Origin of the sequence: Symbiopectobacterium purcellii (assembly GCF_052050035.1) — a bacterium.
GTDB lineage: Bacteria > Pseudomonadota > Gammaproteobacteria > Enterobacterales > Enterobacteriaceae > Symbiopectobacterium > Symbiopectobacterium purcellii_A.
The window spans coordinates 2959812-2982836 of record NZ_CP189882.1 but is presented as its reverse complement, the minus strand read 5'-3'; the positions used below and the strand labels follow the sequence as shown (position 1 = coordinate 2982836).

Below are 23025 nucleotides of genomic sequence, written 5' to 3'. Positions count from 1 at the left end.
CAAGGTAGTTGTCGCCCCAGTTGATTCATACGGCCTGTTTTTCCCGTTCCGGATTTAGCCACACTTCGTCCTGCCGCTCCCAGTTTCTTGTTGGCCGGCTTTGTTGAATAAATCAGAATTAGCCGACAGGATGACTCCCTCTGCTACACCTGTTATAGCCAACCGACTTAAAAATGATTACATCCTATGCCCTGATATGCGGCAAAGAAGCATAGCTGGCTGTTATCAAAATAATGTCGCTTGGCTATATCCTATCCTGACGCTGTGTGGCATACCCAACAACGTCATACGGTTCAGCGCTTTGACCCTCGCTATGGCTTCACCTACTTGAGCCTCATAGTCACGCAGGCTCAGATGGCCACCCAGCAAAGTTTTTATGCGGAACATCGCTGTTTCTGCCACTGAACGCCGGTGATAACCCACTTTCTTTTTCCACATATCATTACTCCCGCTCAGACGCTGATTCGCCACCGCATGGTTACGTTCATGGTACTTGTCCGGCCAGTATTTGGCTCCGCTTCGCGGCGGGATAAGGGGCCTGATTTTCTTTCTTAGCAACGCATCGTGGCAGTAACGGGCGTCATAAGCACCGTCTGCTGACACTTCCCTGATTTTTCGGTGGGTTTGGTTAATCAGGCCCGGCAGTGCCTGCGCATCTGTCGTTCCGCTGAGCGATAAGTCGGCACAGATAATCTCATGCGTCGCACTGTCTGCTGCCAGATGAAGCTTGCGCCACACTCTTCGTCTGTCAGCCCCATGCTGCCTGACTTTCCATTCACCTTCGCCAAAGACCTTCAGACCGGTACTGTCGATGACCAGATGCGAGATTTCACCACGCGTTGGCGTTTTTATGCTGATACTGACGGTTTTTGCCCGCCGACTGACCAGAGAGTAGTCCGGGCAGCGCAGTGGCAGGCTCATCAGTGTAAAAACCGAGTCGACAAAGCCCTGTAATGCCCGGAGCGACAGGTTAAACACGCGCTTTATCATCAAAACCGTGGTAACAGCCATATCGGTGTAGTAAAGCGGCCGACCACGACCTTCAGGCGAAGAACGGCTTGGTTGAATAATTTAACCGTTTGATTTACATCTTCTTTAGGTAGAATGCATGTACAGAGAATGTATTTTGTTAGAACGACAAATCAAATAGTTAGCACAATAAAAAGCATTCCGAGAGGAAAAATTAGTCGTTGAAAGGCTTTGTTGAATAATTTAATATGTTGATTTACATAATTATTATAACACTTCAACAACTAAGTTTTTCAGCCGTAATGCTTTTTATTGTGCTAACTATTTGATTTGTCGTTCTAACAAAATACATTCTCTGTACATGCATTCTACCTAAAGAAGATGTAAATCAAACGGTTAAATTATTCAACAAAGCCTCGTTGAAATTTTATAATGCTTATATAAATCAGTATCTTAAATTATTCAACAAAGCCGCGAAGAACTGTCAGTCCATGCAGCGATGGCCGACTCATCAAGCCAGACCGTCAGGGAGCCGCGTTGTCTGAGTGCTTTGTTGTAGGTGGGCCAGTTGGTGATTTTAAACTTTTGCTTTGCCATGGGGAGCTGCTATCGGGAGCGATCATAGTGCTTTGATCCGGCGATCCCCTGAAAGTTCGATTTATTCAACAAAGCCGGTAGTAATGGAAATGAACGCCAGATAACAGATGTAGCTAAAGGTGTATGCGACACTGATGCAGTTAATGTTAGTCAGCTAAATGATTCAGTTAAAAGCATACTAAACTCTTCAAGTACTTATATGAATAATTCAGCAGCAGGCATACTAGAGTCTACGAGTACTTATACGGACAATTCAGCAGCAAGTACACTTAAGTCTGCAAATGGCTTTGTTGAATAATTTAAGATACTGATTTATATAAGCATTATAAAATTTCAACGACTAATTTTTCCTCTCGGAATGCTTTTTATTGTGCTAACTATTTGATTTGTCGTTCTAACAAAATACATTCTCTGTAAATGCATTCTAACTAAAGAAGATGTAAATCAAACGGTTAAATTATTCAACAAAGCCTCTGCAAATACGCACACGGATAATCAGTTAATAAATATAAATTCAAAAAATAATAAAAACTTTAAGAGATTAGAGCATGAGTTAAACAAAACCAATAGGCGATTGAATTCAGGCATCGCTGGAGTTACCGCTATATCATCAATACCATATTTAAATAACTATCGTTTTTCTTATGGCATTGTAGCTGCTTCTTACAGTAACGGGCAAGCTATAGCTTCTGGTTTTCAGCTTAAATACTCGGAAAGGATTGCTGTAAGAGTTAACATATCTTTGGATTCATATCATAACTCTGTTTTTGGAGCCGGCTTTGGCGGAGGTTGTTAGTTGGCGGATTGAGGCTGTAAAATAATCTGTATAAATGGCATTTTTAGCAAAACCTTCAAAGGACTACAAAATACCTATCAGCAACGAGCTTATTGAACAATTGCTTCAGGATTGCTTATCGGTAGCTAATCCTCCCTCCATACGCATGACCGAGACTGTAAAAAGATCTGTGTAAATGGCATTTTGAGGAAAAACTTCAGAGGACAAAAAATGCCTATCAGCAACGAACTTATTGACCAACTGCTTCAGGATAGCTTATCGGTAGCTAATCCCCCCTCAATACGCATGACCGAGACTGTAAAAAGATCTGTGTAAATGGCATTTTGAGGAAAAACTTCAGAGGACAAAAAATGCCTATCAGCAACGAACTTATTGACCAACTGCTTCAGGATTGCCACTCCCCTCAGGAGCTTCTGGGTGAATCAGGCCTACTCAAGGAGCTGACTAAAAGACTGGCGGAACGGGTTCTTCAAGCTGAGATGGAGATACACCTTGGGTATGCTAAGCATGACCCGGCTGGTAATAATTCAGGCAACTCCCGCAATGGCAAGACATCCAAGAGCGTACGTAGCCAAAATGGGGCGCTCGAGCTCGATATTCCGCGCGACCGCAACAGTACCTTCGAGCCGACACTGATCGGTAAGCACGAAAAGCAGCTTAACGGCTTCGATGACCGCATTATTTCTCTCTATTCCAGAGGGCTATCAACCCGTGATATTCAGGCTCACTTTAAAGAAGTCTACGGGGTCGATGTTTCCGCTGGCTTCATTTCTCAAGTGACCAATGCCATGATGGATGACGTTAAGCGCTGGCAGCAACGGCCGCTGGATGCGTTTTATCCCATTGTTTACCTTGACTGTATTGTGGTCAAAAGCCAGGACGGCGGAGCCGTGACCAACAAGTCTGTTTACTTGGCTCTAGGCATCAACGGCCAGGGCGAAAAAGAGCTGCTGGGGCTATGGATAGCCAAAACCGAGGGGGCCAAGTTCTGGTTATCTGTAATGACAGAACTGAAAAATCGTGGGCTACAGGACATCTTCATCGCCTGCTGCGATGGCCTGAAGGGCTTTCCTGATGCCATTGAAGCTGTTTACCCGCATACGCGGGTAGGCTTTGTTGAATAATTTAACATGCTGATTTACATAATTATTATAACACTTCAACAACTAAGTTTTCCAGCCGTAATGCTTTTTATTGTGCTAACTACTTGATTTGTCGTTCTAACAAAATACAGTCTCTGTACATGCATTCTACCTAAAGAAGATGTAAATCAAACGGTTAAATTATTCAACAAAGCCACGCGGGTACAGCTCTGCATCGTGCATCAGGTGCGGAACTCGCTGCGCTACGTCGGCTGCAAAGAGCGTAAAGCCGTTGCTGCTGACCTCCGCACTATCTATATTTCCGCAACGCTAGAGGGCGCTGGAGAGGCCCTGGATGCCTTCGCGGCCAAATGGGATGAGCAGTTCCCGACGATCAGCCCGTCGTGGAGAAATAATTGGGAACGTCTCATCGTCATTTTTGACTTTCCGCCGGAGATCCGCAAGGTTATCTACACCACCAACGCGATAGAGTCGTTAAATGCTTCATTGCGCAAGATAACGAAAACGCGACGAATATTTCCAACGGATGACTCGGTGCTAAAATTATTCTATCTAGCCTTGCATAATATCTCGGCTAAATGGACCCTACCAATCAGAGACTGGAAACCGGCTATGAGCCAATTCATGTTGATGTATGGAGATCGGATTTCCGGTTAAGCGATGGAGCCATTTACACGAAATTCTTTACAGACTCGCATGACCGAGCGTTGCACTTATTATCTGAATTCGCGTAACACTATTTCAATAAAAACTAGACGAAAAATGTTTCTGATTTTCATTATATATAATACTCCGCCTCATTATTTTATCAACTTTTCGGCTTTATTGTGTAGCTACCGGGCTTTGTTGAATAAATCGAACTTTTAGGTGATTGGCTGATTTGAACACTAAACGCGTTTCAACATCAGGTTCCCATGGCAAAGCAAACGTTTAAAATCACCAACTGGCCTGCATACAATAAATCACTCAGACAGCGCTACTCCCTTATGGTCTGGCCTGATGAGTCGGCCATCGCTGTATGGACTGACAGTGCTTCGCCTGAAGGTCGTGGCCGGCCATTTTACTACACCGATATGGCTGTTACCACAGTCCTGATGATGAAACGCGTGTTTAACCTGTCCCTGCGGGCGTCACAGGGCTTCCTTGACTCGATTTTTAAACTCATGGCGTTGCCGCTGTGCTGCCCGGACAACTTGCTGGTCAGCAGACGAGCAAAAAAGGTTAACATCAGCATAAAAACGCCGACCCGGGGTGAAATCTCACACCTCATCATAGACGTGACGGGCCTGAAAGTATTAGGTGAAAGGTCAGGCAGCACGGGACTGACAGGCGCAGAGTGTGGCGCAAGCTTCATCTGGCGGCTGACAGGGCAACGCATGAGATTATCTGTGCCGATTTATCGCTCAGCGGTACAACGGATGCGCAGGCACTTCCTGGCCTGATTAACCCGACCCACCGGAAAATAAAAGAAGCCTCGGCAGACGGTGCTTATGACGTCCGTTACTGGGCTTTGTTGAATAATTTAACCGTTTGATTTACATCTTCTTTAGGTAGAATGCATTTACAGAGAATGTATTTTGTTAGAACGACAAATCAAATAGTTAGCACAATAAAAAGCATTCCGAGAGGAAAAATTAGTCGTTGAAATTTTATAATGCTTATATAAATCAGTATCTTAAATTATTCAACAAAGCCCCGTTACTGCCAAAATGCGTTGCTGAGGAAAAAATCAGGCCCCTCATCCAGCCGCGAAGCTGGGCGCAATACTGGCCTGATAGGTATTCTGAGCGTAACTATGCCGTGGTGAATCAGCATCTGAGTGGCAGTAATGAGGAGTAATGAGGTCTGGAAAAAGAAAGTGGCTATCACCGGCGTTCAGTGGCAGAAACGGCGATGTTCCGAATCAAAACCCTGCTGGGGGACATCTTAGCCTGCGGGACTATGATGCGCAGGTGGGTGAAGCGATGGCGATGGTCAAAGCGCTGAACCGGATGACGCTGTTGGGTATGCCGTACAGCGTGCGAATTGGATAACAGGTGTTCCGGCTGGAGCCAGCCTAGATAGTTTCTTGCCGTTTTTTCATAACGTGTGGCAATCCGTCTATATTCCTTTAAACGGCCAAAACATCTTTCTACAACGTTGCGACGGCGATAAGCATCACGATAAAGTTGTGAGCGTCCATCTGAAGCGAGTCTGTAAAGAATTTTGTGTAAATGGCTCCATTGCTTAACCGGAGATTCGTTCTCCATACATCAACATGAATTGGCTCATAGCAGGTTTCCAGTCTCTGATTGGCAAGGTCCATTTAGCAGAGATATTATGCAAGGCTAGATAGAGTAATTTTATCACCGAGTCATCCGTTGGAAATATTCGTCGCGTTTTCGTTATCTTGCGCAATGAAGCATTTAACGACTCTATCGCGTTGGTGGTGTAGATAACCTTGCGGATCTCCGGCGGAAAGTCAAAAATGACGATGAGACGTTCCCAATTATTTCTCCACGACGGGCTGATCGTCGGGAACTGTTCATCCCATTTGGCCGCGAAGGCATCCAGGGCCTCTTCAGCGCCCTCTAGCGTTGCGGAACTATAGATGGTGCGCAGGTCAGCAGCAACGGCCTTACGCTCTTTCCAGCCGACGTAGCGCAGCGAGTTCCGCACCTGATGCACAATGCAGAGCTGTACCCGCGTATGCGGGTAAACAGCTTCAATGGCATCAGGAAAGCCTTTCAGGCCATCGCAGCAGGCGACGAAGATGTCCTTTAGCCCACGATTTTTCAGTTCTGTCATCACAGATAACCAGAACTTGGCCCCCTCAGTTTTGGCTATCCATAGCCCCAGCAGCTCTTTTTCGCCCTGGCCGTTGACGCCGAGGGCCAGATAAACAGACTTGTTGGCCACGGCTCCGCCGTCCTGGCTTTTGACAACAATACAGTCAAGGTAAACAATGGGATAAAGCGCATCCAGCGGCCGTTGCTGCCAGCGCTTAACTTCATCCATCACAGCATTGGTCACTTGAGAAATGAAGCCAGCGGAAACATCGACCCCGTAGACTTCTTTAAAGTGTGCCTGAATATCACGGGTTGATAACCCTCTGGAATAGAGAGAAATAATGCGGTCATCGAAGCCGTTAAGCTGTTTTTCGTGCTTACCGATCAGTGTCGGCTCGAAGGTACTGTTGCGGTCGCGCGGAATATCGAGCTCGATCTCCCCATTTTGGCTACGTACGCTCTTGGATGTCTTGCCATTGCGTGAGTTGCCTGAATGATTACCAGCCGGGTCATGCTTAGCATACCCAAGGTGCATCTCCATCTCAGCTTCAAGAACCCGTTCCGCCAGTCTTTTAGTCAGCACCTTGAGTAGGCCTGATTCACCCAGCAGATCCTGAGGGGAGTGACAATCTTGAAGCAGTTGGTCAATAAGTTCGTTGCTGATAGGCATTTTGTTATCCTTTGAAGGTTTTCCTCAAAATGCCATTTACACAGATTATTTTACAGTCTCTCTGAAGCCAGTTTTTCATTTGATTTTCGGGGAATAACCGTTTTTATCCCTCTTCTTTTCAACTTGTTACGGAGTGCATTGCCAGAGTAGGCTTTGTCAGCCAGTACCGCATGACCACGACGCTTCATGCTACCGTTCTGCCGTTGCACGCCAATGCCGTCCAGGAGTCGTAACGCGAACAGGCTTTCGTGAGCCTGCCCAGCACTCAGTACGATATTTAGCGGGATGCCACTTCCTTCAGTCGCCATGTGGATTTTGGTGCCATAACCACCTCGTGAGCGACCCAGGCTGTTATCGTTGGTAATATCGGGATGTTTTTTTGAGCGCCAGCCGCACATTTGAGCGCACGGATATTGCTGCCATCCAGCGCAGTGGCTGACCAGTCAACAAGTCCATGAGCATCAAGAAATGAAAGTAACTTATTAAAAATAATGTTAATAACTCCAGACTTTGACCATCTATTGAAACGGTTATAAACGGTTTTCCATGGGCCGTAACGTTCAGGTAAATCACGCCATGGGGCACCTGAACACAGTATCCAGAACATGCCGTTGAGGATTTTGCGATGTTCTGCCCATGGCCGGCCTGCCTGCGCCCCATTCCCAGTCGAAACGCAACAAAACGGTAGGGCATTATGCCGCCTGTAAGTGCGTTAAAAATACCTCATTTGGAGAACGATAACCCAGCGATTTTCGGCCTCGCGTATTGAGCAGGTGTTCGAGTGCTGCAACCTTGCGATGGGTGACATAATTGAAGTCCGTTCCCTTCGGGTAAAAACGCCGTATCAGCCCGTTGGTATGCTCATTCAACCCGCGTTCCCAGGAATGATATAGCCAACCGACTTAAAAATGATTACATCCTATGCCCTGATATGCGGCAAAGAAGCATAGCTGGCTGTTATCAAAATAATGTCGCTTGGCTATATGGCCGGGCAAAGTAGACCGGTGCCCCCGTGACTTTTGTAATTTCCCCGTGCTGGGAAAATTCAGAACCGTTGTCAGCAGTCAGGGTTTTAAACTCGCAGAAGGTATTGGCAACGATGTCCCTGAAGGCCGCTACCACTGTCTCTGCTTGCTTGTTGGGCAGTTTGCGAATGATGATCAGCTTGACGGCTTTATCGACCACCGTCAGCAGGAATGATTTCTGATCTTTGCCAAAGATGGTGTCAATCTCGAAATGCCCGGGTTCCTGCTTGAGGTCAGCAACGGCCGGCCGCTGCTCAATGCCAACACGGTTGGGAATAGGACCGCGTTTGTTCTCATCGGTCTGATAGTTATACCGTTTACCCCGATGAGGGAGCTGCTGATACAGCTCACCGCCGGCCCGGCGCTCCTGCTGGATATAGCGATAGAGCGAGTTCTTGCTGACGGACAGGCCAAATTCCAGGACCAGGCGCCCACTGATGACCTCAGGTGAGGTGTGGGTAGACAGCGCCGTTCTGATAAAGTCCTGAATGTGCGGTTCAAGCTGGTTAATCACGCTGTCCGGCCGAGTTTTCTGCCGCCGCCCTCTGGCCAACGTTTCGGCCCTTCTGCAGGAATAGACCCCGTTGAAAGCGGCGTCGGTATTGCGTCTGAGTTCCCTGCTGATGGTAGAACGAGGAAGCTCCAGTTCCCGGGCGATGGTGGCCTGGTTAACCCCATCACCACGCCGTTTTTCGATGTAGAACCGCTCTTTGTGAGTCAGATGTTTTCCCTGCATGCAACGGGATCTCCAGTAGGGCCAGAACGGTGATTTTATCCGGGTCTGGCCAGTGGGTCACTTTGTTGCATTTCGACTGGGAATGGGGCTGCGGAGATGTCAAAACGGTTGGTAACAAGGGCTCAATGATTGCCCATGCTTCATCAGAAAGATCGTAGCGAGCCATAATCCAAAGTGTCTTAGAAACAGATGGATACTATAGCTCAAGCAATTAAGGGACACAGCCTAGCAATGGTGAAACTGGGCTGCATCCGCTTGTTTTACGCCCGGTTACGTAATTAAGGGACACAGCCTAGGGTGGCCGACAAAAGAAAACAGACGTGAAAAGCCAGTTGTAACCAGACAAACGCCTTCAAACGTAGAGTCTGTAAAGAATTTCGTGTATAGCTAAACGACTTAATTTTGATTACATTATTTAAATGAGCTATTCAATTGATTTTAGACGTAAAGTGATATCTACACGGAAAAACGAAGGGTTGAGTATCCGAGAAACAGCGAAGCAATTTCGGATTGGCCCTGCCTCTGTATCGCGTTGGATTAATCAAATAGAGTCAAAAGCATCGACCACGCGTCAGCGAAAGATCGATAAATCCGAGTTGATAAAAGATGTTGAACAATATCCAGATGCTTACCAAAAAGAACGTGCAGAGCGTTTTGGCGTTTGTCAGAAGGCCATTTGGCAAGCGCTTAAAAAGCTGGGATTGACCTATAAAAAAAACTCTACGTCATCCGAAAGCCGACGAAAACGCCCGGCAGGGATTTCAACAAAAAAAACAACAGTATGAAAAAGAAGGTAAACCTATTGTTTTTATTGATGAAAGTGGTTTTTCACACGATGCCCCACGGACTCACGGCTATTCCCCAAAAGGTCAACGGTGTTTTGGCCTGAAGAACTGGGGAGCTAGGGGAAGAACAAATGTTATCGGCGCTTTATTAGGCACAACGCTGTTTGCTATCGGATTATTTGATATCAATATTAACAGCGATGTTTTCTATGCCTGGGTCACACAAGTCCTTATCCCAGTACTCCCTAAAAACAGTGTAATCATGATGGACAATGCCACTTTTCACAAAAAACATAATATTCAACAAGTCATCATCGATGCAGGGTATATGGTGGAGTATTTGCCTACATATTCGCCAGATCTTAACCCAATTGAGCATAAATGGGCACAAGCAAAAAGCAAAAAAAGAGAGATGGGTTGCGATACAGAGAGTTTGTTCTCAGTCCATATGGTGTAATCAAAATTAAGTCGCTTGGCTATATTATGCAAGGCTAGATAGAATAATTTTAGCACCGAGTCATCCGTTGGAAATATTCGTCGCGTTTTCGTTAGCTTGCGCAATGAAGCATTTAACGACTCTATCGCGTTGGTGGTGTAGATAACCGGCTTTGTTGAATAAATCGAACTTTCAGGGGATCGCCGGATCAAAGCACTATAGCCAACCGACTTAAAAATGATTACATCCTATGCCCTGATATGCGGCAAAGAAGCATAGCTGGCTGTTATCAAAATAATGTCGCTTGGCTATATCATCGCTCCCGATAGCAGCTCCCCATGGCAAAGCAAAAGTTTAAAATCACCAACTGGCCCACCTACAACAAAGCACTCAGACAACGCGGCTCCCTGACGGTCTGGCTTGATGAGTCGGCCATCGCTGCATGGACTGACAGTTCTTCGCCTGAAGGTCGTGGTCGGCCGCTTTACTACACCGATATGGCTGTTACCACGGTTTTGATGATAAAGCGCGTGTTTAACCTGTCGCTCCGGGCATTACAGGGCTTTGTCGACTCGGTTTTTACACTGATGAGCCTGCCACTGCGCTGCCCGGACTACTCTCTGGTCAGTCGGCGGGCAAAAACCGTCAGTATCAGCATAAAAACGCCAACGCGTGGTGAAATCTCGCATCTGGTCATCGATAGTACCGGTCTGAAGGTCTTTGGCGAAGGTGAATGGAAAGTCAGGCAGCATGCGGCTGACAGACGAAGAGTGTGGCGCAAGCTTCATCTGGCAGCAGACAGTGCGACGCATGAGATTATCTGTGCCGACTTATCGCTCAGCGGAACGACAGATGCGCAGGCACTGCCGGGCCTGATTAACCAAACCCACCGAAAAATCAGGGAAGTGTCAGCAGACGGTGCTTATGACGCCCGTTACTGCCACGATGCGTTGCTAAGAAAGAAAATCAGGCCCCTTATCCCGCCGCGAAGCGGAGCCAAATACTGGCCGGACAAGTACCATGAACGTAACCATGCGGTGGCGAATCAGCGTCTGAGCGGGAGTAATGATATGTGGAAAAAGAAAGTGGGTTATCACCGGCGTTCAGTGGCAGAAACAGCGATGTTCCGCATAAAAACTTTGCTGGGTGGCCATCTGAGCCTGCGTGACTATGAGGCTCAAGTAGGTGAAGCCATAGCGATGGTCAAAGCGCTGAACCGTATGACGTTGTTGGGTATGCCACACAGCGTCAGGATAGGATAACAGGTGTAGCAGAGGGAGTCATCCTGTCGGCTAATTCTGATTTATTCAACAAAGCCTAGATAACCTTGCGGATCTCCGGCGGAAAGTCAAAAATGACGATGAGACGTTCCCAATTATTTCTCCACGATGGGCTGATCGTCGGGAACTGTTCATCCCATTTGGCCGCGAAGGCATCCAGGGCCTCTTCAGCGCCCTCTAGCGTTGCGGAAATATAGATAGTGCGGAGGTCAGCAGCAACGGCTTTACGCTCTTTCCAGCCGACGTATAGCCAAGCGACATTATTTTGATAACAGCCAGCTATGCTTCTTTGCCGCATATCAGGGCATAGGATGTAATCATTTTTAAGTCGGTTGGCTATAGCGCAGCGAGTTCCGCACCTGATGCACGATGCAGAGCTGTACCCGCGTATGCGGGTAAACAGCTTCAATGGCATCAGGAAAGCCCTTCAGGCCATCGCAGCAGGCGATGAAGATGTCCTGTAGCCCACGATTTTTCAGTTCTGTCATTACAGATAACCAGAACTTGGCCCCCTCGGTTTTGGCTATCCATAGCCCCAGCAGCTCTTTTTCGCCCTGGCCGTTGATGCCTAGAGCCAAGTAAACAGACTTGTTGGTCACGGCTCCGCCGTCCTGGCTTTTGACCACAATACAGTCAAGGTAAACAATGGGATAAAACGCATCCAGCGGCCGTTGCTGCCAGCGCTTAACGTCATCCATCACGGCATTGGTCACTTGAGAAATGAAGCCAGCGGAAACATCGACCCCGTAGACTTCTTTAAAGTGAGCCTGAATATCACGGGTTGATAGCCCTCTGGAATAGAGAGAAATAATGCGGTCATCGAAGCCGTTAAGCTGCTTTTCGTGCTTACCGATTAGTGTCGGCTCGAAGGTACTGTTGCGGTCGCGCGGAATATCGAGCTCGAGCGCCCCATTTTGGCTACGTACGCTCTTGGATGTCTTGCCATTGCGGGAGTTGCCTGAATGATTACCAGCCGGGTCATGCTTAGCATACCCAAGGTGTATCTCCATCTCAGCTTGAAGAACCCGTTCCGCCAGTCTTTTAGTCAGCTCCTTGAGTAGGCCTGATTCACCCAGAAGCTCCTGAGGGGAGTGGCAATCCTGAAGCAGTTGGTCAATAAGTTCGTTGCTGATAGGCATTTTTTGTCCTCTGAAGGTTTTCCTCAAAATGCCATTTACACAGATCTTTTTACACTCTCCAAACGTAATACTTTCGGCTGCGTGTTAATTATTTCCATTGTCGACACCAATTTAATTATACATTATTCGGCCTGATTACATGAATATGACACTATTACCTATCGCTTTGCTTTCACGAAAAAAAATAACAAACTTAGAGAGTTAATTATGTTGCAGAGTTTTCTAAATCACCACTTCTCGCGCAAACTTTAGGAGTAAGCCTTCAAACAATGTTCACCGAACACGGCTTATGAAAGCCTGTATGCCAGCACATTCTCGGATCCCTTATTCTGACTCACCTCACAATCACATATAATTATTGTGGTTATAGCGGCTATCCAATACTTCATTTATTCATGGCTCAGATCCTACTAAATTGGTTATTTCACTAATTATTATGGTGATTTTACACTTGACAATATACATCGTTGATTGGTTTTTTGGTAGAAAATCAATGACTAATACCTGTAAGAGAAAGATATTTTATGAATGCTGCAATGAAGTCTTTCAAATCAGAAAAGAGCAGAAACACTGTTTTTCATAAAATCACGTTAAAGTATAACAACTAGGTTGTGTCACTCTTATTAACGCGTAATTACGCGACAGAGAGACACAACCTAAAATATCATTAACTTCACACTTTATTTAATCATTGAATTAAATCATCTGCGAGTAGAGTATCTATTTATACTTGTTGGATGGTTAGACTGTTGATTTAGCCAATAATAAAAATCCTCGTTGTATTTTTGTCCAAAGTTGTTTAAAACTCTAGAATAAGAAGGGTTATCACCGCTGGATCCAGTGTCTTGTCTCAGGGAGCGAACTAATTCACCGCGAACAGAACGCAGCTGTGGTGAACTGTCGAGAAACTTTTGCACAAAATATGGCCAGGCGTATAGTCTCTCGCTATGTCCATTAGCAGAGAAAGCATCTATATCAATTATTTGCCTTAAGCTAGGTCTATTTTCTGGTGGGCAATTCATTAAAACACTTTCTGCATATTCATTCTTTTTCCCATGCGATAAATACTCTGCCAAGCCTTCGCTCCACCATGTGACCGCCTCTGAGGGAAACATGTTAGCATCACCATACTTGTTATATTTACCATCAAGATAATGAACAATTTCATGTCCAAAATTATGGATATTATTGTCTTTCATATAAACAAAAATACGTGGCTGATTATTAGGGTTTTTAGAATCCCCTTCAATATAAACACCTCCATTATTTGTGTCTATACGGAAAGGATAGTTACCATACCGATGGTAGTGATCTTTATTCTTCATCACTATAATTTCCAATGGTTTTGAATTATCATCTCTTACGCGTTTGTCCCCGAATGATTCGTGAAAATTCTTTAGAACTTTAGTTGCTATAATATTTAGTTTATTTTTCTCTTCATTATTAAAACGATAAGAGGATTGTATTCTGTATCCGCTATCAAGTTTGAAATCATGGGGGATGAATTCTTTTTCTAAAATAGGTTTTAAAAAAACAGAAAATATAGACGAATTGCTTTTTTCAGAACCTCTCCCGGTATCTTCTAAATATTTAGTCAAAACAACATTAATTTCCTCACGTAAATCACTTTTAGCGGGCAAGGAGTTATATTTTTTTAATATATTACTTAAATTAATATCAATGTTTTTTTGTGTTTCAAAACTACTTTTAGGGTTGTTTCTCTTCTCAGAATTGATGATTGATGATAATACATCCAAGGCACAACGAATATGATAAAGAGGGAAATTGTTTTTTTTGGAATTGACAATATTTAAAGATTGACTGACAAGCCTAAATAAACTTCCCTCTATCGCATCCTTACTCTTAGATAATATCTGGCTATCTAGTGAACCTGGCCTTATATGATAAATTAAATTTAGTAACTTCCCAGTGTTAACTGAGAATTCATAATTACTCAATAATTTCTCTTGATTTAAAACATGATATTCCAATATTGCGTTGAGACTTTTATAATTTATAGTAGGATTATCCCCTTTTGAATTATTCTTGGTCATCTCTATCATCGCGCCTACCCAAGAACTTGTTAAACCTGATAACTCTTTATCCGGTACATTTGATATGCCATGAAAATTATTATATGTTTTAGCAAGATAGTCTCCTATTTTGCTTAATGTTCTAGAGGCAATATTGTTTTCACTTTTCCAATATGGACCTGATGTATCAATTCTATGATAAAAACTTTCAATATATTTTGACAACAAAGCAAGATCGAGTTTATTTATCTCTGGCTCGAGCATTAATTTATTGATGATTTTAATTGATGCTATTAAACTTTTTTTAGAGTGTGGGTAACTTGTTTTTAAGAATAATTCTTTTTCATCATGAAGATCTGCCATTAATTTTTTTTCTAGGGCGGTAAGCTTCATTTTACTTTGAAGAGCATTTGAATATACTGACGGGATATTTTTTCCAACTTCATTTTCGACACTTGAATGTCTTCTTTTCTCTAAAATAGTTTCATCTTGTTTGTTTCTTACATTACTCATATCATCGAACAACACATTTGAATGATGATTATAACCGACACCACTTAAATTTACTGACATAAACAACAATCTCCATTTGATTACAAATAACTAATAAATCATAGCGTCATCGCATCTCTAGCAATTATGCAGATCTCTATTTTTTAAGTCATGCGTTAAAGTTAAAAACAATATTTATTAAACACTCCTTATCAACGTTAATTAATTTACATATAAATCAACAACACCCACTATGTGATAGTGAGAAAACAATTCCAAACAGAAGGCGTGTCGATGAATTTAGATGTTTACTAGTAGATTCATTCAAGCCTACTTTTAATAATCACTAAACTTAAACAGTTCTATACTTACCCCATATTTGAAATAAAAAACTCAGTCATTTCTATTTCATCCATTATTTAATATAAACAACCCTCGTAAAATCAGCCAAATACCTTATTTTTGTTATTTTAGACGCTTTGTTAAATGATTAAAAAACCAAGTCTTGATAAAAACAAAACAGTATAAAAGGGTCGCAGGCATCGAGTTCTTTCCCCTCATTAGTATAAATAAGATAGTTTGTCTGAAAATTGTCATTGCAATGACATAATACTTATTATCATATGTTATTGTGTCCGGAAAATTTCTCTTCTATCTGACCGATACGGAGAAAAAGCGGCTCAACTTTCACAGAAAAACACTGATTAACTATCGAACGTTAAGAGATACCTTCGGGCCAGAACTCATCGAAGACGATAAAGGTCGTAACAGGCTTACCCTATCGACAATAAAATGCCTTCTACTGATATTCAACTGATATTCAATAGTTCCAGAGGAACTCTGTTTTTCCCGTTGGTCAGAGATAAATTTCAAAAGTGCCTTATGGGTTATCCCTGAACAGCGCGAAGTCATCGTACGGTCATGCATTCAGTCCATAGTAGGCTTTGTTGAATAATTTAACCGTTTGATTTACATCTTCTTTAGTTAGAATGCATTTACAGAGAATGTATTTTGTTAGAACGACAAATCAAATAGTTAGCACAATAAAAAGCATTCCGAGAGGAAAAATTAGTCGTTGAAATTTTATAATGCTTATATAAATCAGTATCTTAAATTATTCAACAAAGCCTCCATAGTACCAAAACGCTTATAAACCATTATGTTCCCTTATGTCATCAGGCACTGGAAGTTTTGGAAGAACTAAAAGACCTGGCCAATGACGTTAACGGTAATGACGGTTTAAGAAATTGCCTTGCAACAACCATAGCCCAAACAGACCGTTATCTTAAAAAAGAAATAAACGCAATACAAACGAAAAGCAGACGAGATTAACCCCATCATAGACTATGTTAACAGTAAACTAGTTGCTGAATAGAGACTTGCATTTTTTGTCAGGCTATTGAGAATAAAAAGAGGTTTAACTTAGAGAATAAAGGTTTGAAATGATCAACAAAGAGCGGTTGTTACGAGATAATCGTTTATGTAAAGCAATCATTGGATTATCAGTCGAAGAATTGAAAAATTTAGCCGCTGAATTTTCAGCTTGTTATTTGATTTATCGGAAAAAGAATCGAAAAGATCACGAGCGGCAGATGGGTGCAGGGCAGAAAGGATTTATCCCAACCCCATTAGATAAACTGCTTTTTATTTTATTGTATTTAAAATGTTATCCGACCTATGATTTGCAAGGACTTCTTTTTGGTTTAGATAGAACACGGGTATGTCGCTGGGTAAAAATATTATTGCCGGTTTTAGAGATGACCTTGGGGCGAGAATGTGTTTTGCCCGCTCGTCAAATTCGCTCTGCTGAGGAATTTTTTCGCGCCTTTCCTGGAGTTAAAGACGTCTTTATTGATGGGACAGAGCGACCTGTCCAAAAGCCTAAGAATCTGCGTCGGCGAAAAAAAATGTATTCGGGAAAGAAAAGACAGACCACTCGAAAAGGGCTTATTATGACTGACGAAACAAGGCAAATTGGATTTATCCCCATGAGCAAAAATGGGCGCCGTCACGATAAACGCTTACTCGATAAAGTCGATATAATTCGCCATATTCCTCCTGAGGTAACCATCTGGGCAGATACCGGTTTTCAAGGTATAGATAAACAGCATCCTAATACACAAATCCCAAAAAAAGGAACTCGAAAAAGACCTTTATCGCCTGAACAAAAACAAGAAAATAAAATAATCTCGGGCATCCGTATTACAGTTGAACACGCCATCGCGGGTATCAAGCGCCTCGGTTGCATGACCCAAATTTTACGGAATCGTAGACCCTTTATTGATAATACCTTCTTACTCCTTAGCGCCGGTCTTTGGAATTTCCATCTCAGAACAGCGTAAAATTTACTTCAATCACCGAAACACCCTTATTTCACTATTAAGCAACACGCTTAGTGTAGCTTCAAATAATATTGAAAATAAACATCGGGTGATAAAATCATGAAAGATATACAAAAAGGTGGGGAGGTTTATACTCTCAATAATGAAGAAGCAGCCGTTGAAATGTTAATTGGTTATGAGAATCAAACACGGGTAGAGTTAAATAAAGACACGATAGGACCTGTACAGCTAAAGTTAATAGAAGATGTCGTTAATTTAACAGCTGCTGCTATAGTCTTTGGTGTTACATACTCTTCAACTGATGCACCACCTGACAAAACGTGTCTAGATTTAAATATAACCAATGATGCTGATATAATATTAGTTCCTGTTTGTATAAATATGCCGCCAGGTTTTTATTATAGGCAATCATTAAGTCCATTAGTAAGAAACTCTCAAGGTAATTTGATAATAGAGTGCAATAGCCTTGATCAAGATATGTTAATAAAGTTGGATTTTGTCGCTATCACAACCGACAAGGGACGATTAGATCCAATAAATACGTTGATACTGCAGCACCAGATTTTTATAAAGAACTTGACTCCTTTGACATCTCCATTATAAGTATATGCATTAAAGTTAAAGATGATTTTTTAATATTTTATTATTTATGGGTTAATGAGCAAAGCGTGTTAATTAACGATAGTAATTACATTGATACTACTGGCTTCACATATGGAGCATTTCAAGGATATAAATCAAATACACCTCCATTATTTGGCGTTTGTTTTAATAAAGTTAAGGTAACTAAAAAAAAGGGAGAGACTATACGTGCTGATATTGTTTTCACTCCGTTATATTTAATTGCTGATGATGCTATTGGTCCCTATATCCCACGAAAAATTGTCGACATCGGAGAAAAGTCTGGAGTTGGTTATCAATGGGCAAAACTGGCAGCGCTTGATTTTTGGCTTTCAATTAAAACCAAACAGGAAGACGTATCAAAAATTAGTGGTGGGCCAGCTATTTTTACACTAATTTCAGCTGGAGCGATATTGTTAACAGCTGGATTCGCTGCTTTTAGTTCAGAGAGTGTAAAAAGATCTGTGTAAATGGCATTTTGAGGAAAACCTTCAGAGGACAAAAAATGCCTATCAGCAACGAACTTATTGACCAACTGCTTCAGGATTGCCACTCCCCTCAGGAGCTTCTGGGTGAATCATGCCTACTCAAGGAGCTGACTAAAAGACTGGCGGAACGGGTTCTTCAAGCTGAGATGGAGATACACCTTGGGTATGCTAAGCATGACCCGGCTGGTAATAATTCAGGCAACTCCCGCAATGGCAAGACATCCAAGAGCGTACGTAGCCAAAATGGGGCGCTCGAGCTCGATATTCCGCGCGACCGCAACAGTATAGCCAAGCGACATTATTTTGATAACAGCCAGCTATGCTTCTTTGCCGCATATCAGGGCATAGGATGTAATCATTTTTAAGTCGGTTGGCTATACCTTCGAGCCGACACTGATCGGTAAGCACGAAAAGCAGCTTAACGGCTTCGATGACCGCATTATTTCTCTCTATTCCAGAGGGCTATCAACCCGTGATATTCAGGCTCACTTTAAAGAAGTCTACGGGGTCGATGTTTCCGCTGGCTTCATTTCTCAAGTGACCAATGCCGTGATGGGGCTTTGTTGAATAATTTAACCGTTTGATTTACATCTTCTTTAGTTAGAATGCATTTACAGAGAATGTATTTTTTTAGAACGACAAATCAAATAGTTAGCACAATAAAAAGCATTCCGAGAGGAAAAATTAGTCGTTGAAATTTTATAATACTTATATAAATCAGCATCTTAAATTATTCAACAAAGCCCCGTGATGGATGACGTTAAGCGCTGGCAGCAACGGCCGCTGGATGCGTTTTATCCCATTGTTTACCTTGACTGTATTGTGGTCAAAAGCCAGGACGGCGGAGCCGTGACCAACAAGTCTGTTTACTTGGCTCTAGGCATCAACGGCCAGGGCGAAAAAGAGCTGCTGGGGCTATGGATAGCCAAAACCGAGGGGGCCAAGTTCTGGTTATCTGTAATGACAGAACTGAAAAATCGTGGGCTACAGGACATCTTCATCGCCTGCTGCGATGGCCTGAAGGGCTTTCCTGATGCCATTGAAGCTGTTTACCCGCATACGCGGGTACAGCTCTGCATCGTGCATCAGGTGCGGAACTCGCTGCGCTACGTCGGCTGGAAAGAGCGTAAAGCCGTTGCTGCTGACCTCCCAACGCTAGAGGGCGCTGAAGAGGCCCTGGATGCCTTCGCGGCCAAATGGGATGAGCAGTTCCCGACGATCAGCCCATCGTGGAGAAATAATTGGGAACGTCTCATCGTCATTTTTGATTTTCCGCCGGAGATTCGCAAGGTTATCTACACCACCAACGCGATAGAGTCGTTAAATGCTTCATTGCGCAAGATAACAAAAACGCGACGAATATTTCCAACGGATGACTCAGTGCTAAAATTATTCTATCTAGCCTTGCATAATATCTCGGCTAAATGGACCCTACCAATCAGAGACTTGAAACCGGCTATGAGCCAATTCATGTTGATGTATGGAGATCGGATTTCCGGTTAAGCGATGGAGCCATTTACACAAAATTCTTTACAGACTCTATCTGAAATGCAAAATACGTAGCTTAATGAAGAGGTAAACCAATCATTTTGTAGCAACAACTGATGCAGACGTACTGGTAGACAAAAAGGATGATTACGAAGCGCTAAAGCAGGCAATATGCAGCTAACTCTAATCGAGCACTCACCTCCCCCTTCAGGTCATTCACTGTTATAGCCAAGCGACATTATTTTGATAACAGCCAGCTATGCTTCTTTGCCGCATATCAGGGCATAGGATGTAATCATTTTTAAGTCGGTTGGCTATACCAGCAACTGGCTGTCTTCGCCTCTGTGCCGCTGGCCCGGCGTGACATACCGGATACCGCTATGGCGATGTTCCTCGTTGTACCAGCCGACGAAGGTTTCCACCCAGGCTCGCGCATCTTCCAGCGTTGCAAAGCCTTTTTCAGACCATGCAGGCACGTATTTCAGCATCCTGAACAGCGATTCCACGTGGGCGTTGTCGTTGCTTACCCGCGGCCGACTGTGTGACGGGGTTATAGCCAACCGACTTAAAAATGATTACATCCTATGCCCTGATATGCGGCAAAGAAGCATAGCTGGCTGTTATCAAAATAATGTCGCTTGGCTATATCTCCTGTGGCACATCATAGTTACTCCGCTTAAACCACTGCTTTACTGACTTCATGACTTCACTGACATACCTTTTTTTCTAACAAACCATCAACTTTGCTGCCCGCCTTGCAAACGTCAGCGAACGCTGAAAATAATTTATTTCAAGAGTGTGAGCCATGCGGGCTGCTCAGAAAATTACAACATGATAAAAATGTGAGGGTTAGTGACAGAAAGTGATTTTAAAGGGATGTTTAATGCAGGAAAAATCAAAACACATCGTAACCAATTGATTTTAGATATTGATTGGCGGAGAGGGAGGGATTTGAACCCTCGGTAGAGTTGCCCCTACTCCGGTTTTCGAGACCGGTCCATTCAGCCGCTCTGGCACCTCTCCGTTTAAGTGGTTGCTATCATGCCCTGTTTTACGGCATTTTGACAGCAGATATCCTTGCCTTTGTATTCAAGTGACGACTTAGCGAGCAACACGGCGATGAAATGGCCATGGAAAACACAGCACGCACCGGAAAGCACCCCCATTCAGTGGCAAGATGCTCTTGCCATTCCGCTGTTGGCACCGTTAAGCGATAGCGAGCAACAACGACTTATTCTGCTTGCCAGTGATTTTTTACATCAAAAACGTATCATTCCTTTACAGGGACTGGCGCTGACGTCCGTTATGAAGCAGCGAATCGCACTGCTGTTTTGCTTGCCCGTTCTCAAGCTCGGCATTGAATGGCTAAACGGTTTCCATGAGGTGTTAATCTATCCCGGCCCTTTTATTGTTAATGATGAATGGCAGGATGATATCGGTCTGGTGCACGCCGGGCCAGTGGTGCAGTCCGGTCAAAGTTGGGATCAGGGCCCCATCATACCCCCCATGTCAGGGTAGTTGTCGCCTCTGAGTGAAAAAAATCTAGGGGGCTGGAGAAGCTGTTCATGGAAAGCTATTCGCCAGAACGTAAAGCGGCTGTGATCGCCAGAATGTTGCCGCCGCATAGTCAGTCTATTTACCAGATATCCCGCCTGGAAGGCATTCCCACCAATACGCTTTATGGCTGGCGGTCTCAGGCTGGAATTCCGACTCAGTCGGCAGCCAGTGAGAGTAAACTCCACCTGGATTGGTCTCAGGATGCGCGCTTCGCCGTTATCGTTGAAACCGCGCCGCTTTCTGCTCATGCTGTGGCTGAATACTGTCGCCGTAAAGGCCTCTATCCTGAACAGATTCAGCAGTGGAAGGACGAGTTTATGCAGCCAGGTCAGCGTGCAGAAAGAGCCTTAATAAAGAAACAGCAAAAATAAATTTAGCAGCTTAATCGTGAAATAGCCCGCAAGGACAAAGCCCTCGCCGAAGCGGCTGCACTGCTCATCCTGGAAAAAAAGCTCAAGGCGTTCTTCGACGAAGAACGCGAGGGGCTTTGTTGAATAATTTAAGATACTGATTTATATAAGCATTATAAAATTTCAACGACTAATTTTTCCTCTCGGAATGCTTTTTATTGTGCTAACTATTTGATTTGTCGTTCTAACAAAATACATTCTCTGTAAATGCATTCTAACTAAAGAAGATGTAAATCAAACGGTTAAATTATTCAACAAAGCCAACGCGAGGTCGAATGACGCGCACAGCCGACAGGTTACGGCTGATGAAGATGCTGGAGGAGGCTGCCACTGCCGGCGTCCGGCAAAGCGATGCCTGCAGGTCTGTAGGTATTAGCGAGCGGACGTTCCAGCGCTGGCGGCTAAGTCCTGACGACCGGCGACCGACGGCATCACGGCCGATGCCGAAAAACAGGCTCAGTGCTGAAGAGGAACAGCAGGTGCTGGCCATCTGCCATGAGCCACGATTCGCCAGTCTGTCGCCGGCGCAAATCGTACCGGCACTAGCCGATGAGGGGCGTTATGTTGCCAGTGAATCGACGTTTTACCGGGTGTTGCGCCGTGCCGGAGAGGTCAGTCATCGCGGGCGTCAGCAGGCCCCGCAAAGTAAGCCGCTGTCGACATGGAAGGCGATCGCGCCGAACCAGGTGTGGTCGTGGGACATCACCTGGCTGAAGTCGCTGACGGCGGGTCACTGGTTCTACCTGTATCTCATAGAAGATGTGTTCAGTCGCAAAATAGTGGGTTATGAGGTGTACCCGGTCGAAAGCGGCGAGTATGCAGCAGAACTGCTGAAGCGAACGGTGCTGAGCGAGCGCTGCTGGCAGGAGCCGCTGGTACTGCATGCGGATAACGGTGCACCGATGAAGTCACAGGTGCTGCAGGTGAAGCTTGCGGAGCTGAAGATAACCCCGTCACACAGTCGGCCGCGGGTAAGCAACGACAACGCCCACGTGGAATCGCTGTTCAGGATGCTGAAATACGTGCCTGCATGGTCTGAAAAAGGCTTTGCAACGCTGGAAGATGCGCGAGCCTGGGTGGAAACCTTCGTCGGCTGGTACAACGAGGAACATCGCCAGAGCGGTATCCGTTATGTCACGCCGGGCCAGCGGCACAGAGGCGAAGACAGCCAGTTGCTGGTAAAGCGAAAATCGGTGTATGAGGCAGCAAAAATGCAGAACCCGCATCGTTGGTCAGGGCCAACAAGGCTTTGTTGAATAAATCGAACTTTCAGGGGATCGCCGGATCAAA

Annotated in this window: 13 protein-coding genes, 1 tRNA gene and 14 pseudogenes; 17 read left to right on the top strand and 11 right to left on the bottom strand. The window is 44.3% G+C overall.

What is annotated here, in order from left to right; genetic code table 11:
• Positions 1–225: 225 nt before the first annotated feature.
• Positions 226–1053 (bottom strand): annotated as a pseudogene (locus tag ACQGXV_RS20685) (IS5 family transposase); the annotation flags it as partial.
• 390 nt (positions 1054–1443) lie between these two features.
• A pseudogene (locus ACQGXV_RS20680) lies at positions 1444–1566 on the bottom strand (IS5/IS1182 family transposase); the annotation flags it as partial.
• Positions 1567–1666: 100 nt separating this feature from the next.
• On the opposite strand from ACQGXV_RS20680, the gene ACQGXV_RS20675 reads away from it, so the two are divergent.
• From ACQGXV_RS20675 to ACQGXV_RS20655, 5 genes and pseudogenes are all read left to right on the top strand, one after another.
• On the top strand, positions 1667–1864 hold the full coding sequence (locus ACQGXV_RS20675) for a hypothetical protein (protein WP_440867536.1): 198 nt from the start codon (positions 1667–1669) through the stop codon (positions 1862–1864).
• 276 nt (positions 1865–2140) lie between these two features.
• Positions 2141–2362, top strand: a complete 222-nt coding sequence (locus ACQGXV_RS20670; protein WP_440862961.1) for a YadA-like family protein — start codon at positions 2141–2143, stop codon at positions 2360–2362.
• Between the two features lie 350 nt (positions 2363–2712).
• Positions 2713–3459: pseudogene (locus ACQGXV_RS20665) on the top strand (IS256 family transposase); the annotation flags it as partial.
• Positions 3460–3657: 198 nt separating this feature from the next.
• Positions 3658–4122 (top strand): annotated as a pseudogene (locus ACQGXV_RS20660) (transposase); the annotation flags it as partial.
• 257 nt (positions 4123–4379) lie between these two features.
• Positions 4380–5498, top strand: a pseudogene (locus tag ACQGXV_RS20655) (IS5 family transposase).
• Between the two features lie 24 nt (positions 5499–5522).
• On the opposite strand, the pseudogene ACQGXV_RS20650 reads toward ACQGXV_RS20655, so the two are convergent.
• The 4 genes and pseudogenes from ACQGXV_RS20650 to ACQGXV_RS20635 form a co-directional block, all read right to left on the bottom strand.
• Positions 5523–5660: pseudogene (locus ACQGXV_RS20650) on the bottom strand (transposase); the annotation flags it as partial.
• Positions 5661–5691: 31 nt separating this feature from the next.
• Positions 5692–6903 (bottom strand): IS256 family transposase, encoded by a 1212-nt coding sequence (locus ACQGXV_RS20645; protein ID WP_440862551.1) that lies wholly within the window; start codon positions 6901–6903, stop codon positions 5692–5694.
• Between the two features lie 59 nt (positions 6904–6962).
• Positions 6963–7555: pseudogene (locus ACQGXV_RS20640) on the bottom strand (IS5 family transposase); the annotation flags it as partial.
• A gap of 40 nt (positions 7556–7595) precedes the next feature.
• Positions 7596–8664, bottom strand: a pseudogene (locus tag ACQGXV_RS20635) (IS30 family transposase).
• 419 nt (positions 8665–9083) lie between these two features.
• On the opposite strand from ACQGXV_RS20635, the gene ACQGXV_RS20630 reads away from it, so the two are divergent.
• Complete coding sequence (locus tag ACQGXV_RS20630; RefSeq protein WP_440862584.1) at positions 9084–9449, top strand: IS630 transposase-related protein; 366 nt, start codon at positions 9084–9086, stop codon at positions 9447–9449.
• A complete protein-coding gene (locus ACQGXV_RS20625; protein WP_440862665.1) occupies positions 9373–9906 on the top strand; it encodes an IS630 family transposase in 534 nt (177 codons plus the stop codon). The genes ACQGXV_RS20630 and ACQGXV_RS20625 overlap by 77 nt, the downstream gene beginning before the upstream one ends.
• Positions 9907–9916: 10 nt before the next feature.
• Here the strand turns inward: ACQGXV_RS20625 and ACQGXV_RS20620 are convergent.
• A pseudogene (locus ACQGXV_RS20620) lies at positions 9917–10058 on the bottom strand (transposase); the annotation flags it as partial.
• Positions 10059–10223: 165 nt separating this feature from the next.
• On the opposite strand from ACQGXV_RS20620, the gene ACQGXV_RS20615 reads away from it, so the two are divergent.
• Positions 10224–11147 carry an IS5 family transposase gene (locus ACQGXV_RS20615; protein WP_440862960.1) on the top strand — a complete coding sequence of 308 codons (924 nt, stop codon included), beginning with the start codon at positions 10224–10226 and terminating at the stop codon, positions 11145–11147.
• A gap of 58 nt (positions 11148–11205) precedes the next feature.
• Here the strand turns inward: ACQGXV_RS20615 and ACQGXV_RS20610 are convergent.
• Positions 11206–12304 (bottom strand): annotated as a pseudogene (locus tag ACQGXV_RS20610) (IS256 family transposase); the annotation flags it as partial.
• A 701-nt stretch (positions 12305–13005) separates the two neighbouring features.
• Positions 13006–14910, bottom strand: coding sequence for a collagenase (locus ACQGXV_RS20605; protein ID WP_440862959.1), 1905 nt, complete (start codon positions 14908–14910; stop codon positions 13006–13008).
• 1361 nt (positions 14911–16271) lie between these two features.
• On the opposite strand from ACQGXV_RS20605, the gene ACQGXV_RS20600 reads away from it, so the two are divergent.
• The 5 genes and pseudogenes from ACQGXV_RS20600 to ACQGXV_RS20580 form a co-directional block, all read left to right on the top strand.
• Positions 16272–17171, top strand: coding sequence for a transposase family protein (locus tag ACQGXV_RS20600; RefSeq protein WP_440862958.1), 900 nt, complete (start codon positions 16272–16274; stop codon positions 17169–17171).
• 99 nt (positions 17172–17270) lie between these two features.
• A complete protein-coding gene (locus ACQGXV_RS20595; RefSeq protein WP_440862957.1) occupies positions 17271–17774 on the top strand; it encodes a hypothetical protein in 504 nt (167 codons plus the stop codon).
• Between the two features lie 65 nt (positions 17775–17839).
• Positions 17840–18262, top strand: a complete 423-nt coding sequence (locus ACQGXV_RS20590; RefSeq protein WP_440862956.1) for a hypothetical protein — start codon at positions 17840–17842, stop codon at positions 18260–18262.
• A 35-nt stretch (positions 18263–18297) separates the two neighbouring features.
• Positions 18298–18826: pseudogene (locus tag ACQGXV_RS20585) on the top strand (transposase); the annotation flags it as partial.
• 201 nt (positions 18827–19027) lie between these two features.
• Positions 19028–19783 (top strand): annotated as a pseudogene (locus tag ACQGXV_RS20580) (IS256 family transposase); the annotation flags it as partial.
• A gap of 305 nt (positions 19784–20088) precedes the next feature.
• Here the strand turns inward: ACQGXV_RS20580 and ACQGXV_RS20575 are convergent.
• A pseudogene (locus tag ACQGXV_RS20575) lies at positions 20089–20328 on the bottom strand (integrase core domain-containing protein); the annotation flags it as partial.
• On the opposite strand from ACQGXV_RS20575, the gene ACQGXV_RS20570 reads away from it, so the two are divergent.
• The gene (locus tag ACQGXV_RS20570) at positions 20282–20464 is read left to right on the top strand and encodes a hypothetical protein (RefSeq protein ID WP_440867829.1); all 183 of its coding nucleotides are present in this window, start codon (positions 20282–20284) and stop codon (positions 20462–20464) included. The pseudogene ACQGXV_RS20575 and the gene ACQGXV_RS20570 overlap by 47 nt on opposite strands.
• Before the next feature lie 237 nt (positions 20465–20701).
• Here ACQGXV_RS20570 and ACQGXV_RS20565 read toward each other — a convergent pair.
• Positions 20702–20791: transfer RNA gene (locus ACQGXV_RS20565), tRNA-Ser, on the bottom strand.
• A gap of 96 nt (positions 20792–20887) precedes the next feature.
• Between ACQGXV_RS20565 and ACQGXV_RS20560 the strand changes: the two are divergent.
• The 3 genes and pseudogenes from ACQGXV_RS20560 to ACQGXV_RS20550 form a co-directional block, all read left to right on the top strand.
• Positions 20888–21268, top strand: a pseudogene (locus ACQGXV_RS20560) (zinc-dependent peptidase); the annotation flags it as partial.
• Between the two features lie 65 nt (positions 21269–21333).
• On the top strand, positions 21334–21696 hold the full coding sequence (locus ACQGXV_RS20555; protein WP_440862955.1) for a hypothetical protein: 363 nt from the start codon (positions 21334–21336) through the stop codon (positions 21694–21696).
• 314 nt (positions 21697–22010) lie between these two features.
• A complete protein-coding gene (locus tag ACQGXV_RS20550; protein WP_440862954.1) occupies positions 22011–22991 on the top strand; it encodes an IS3 family transposase in 981 nt (326 codons plus the stop codon).
• Positions 22992–23025: the final 34 nt, after the last annotated feature.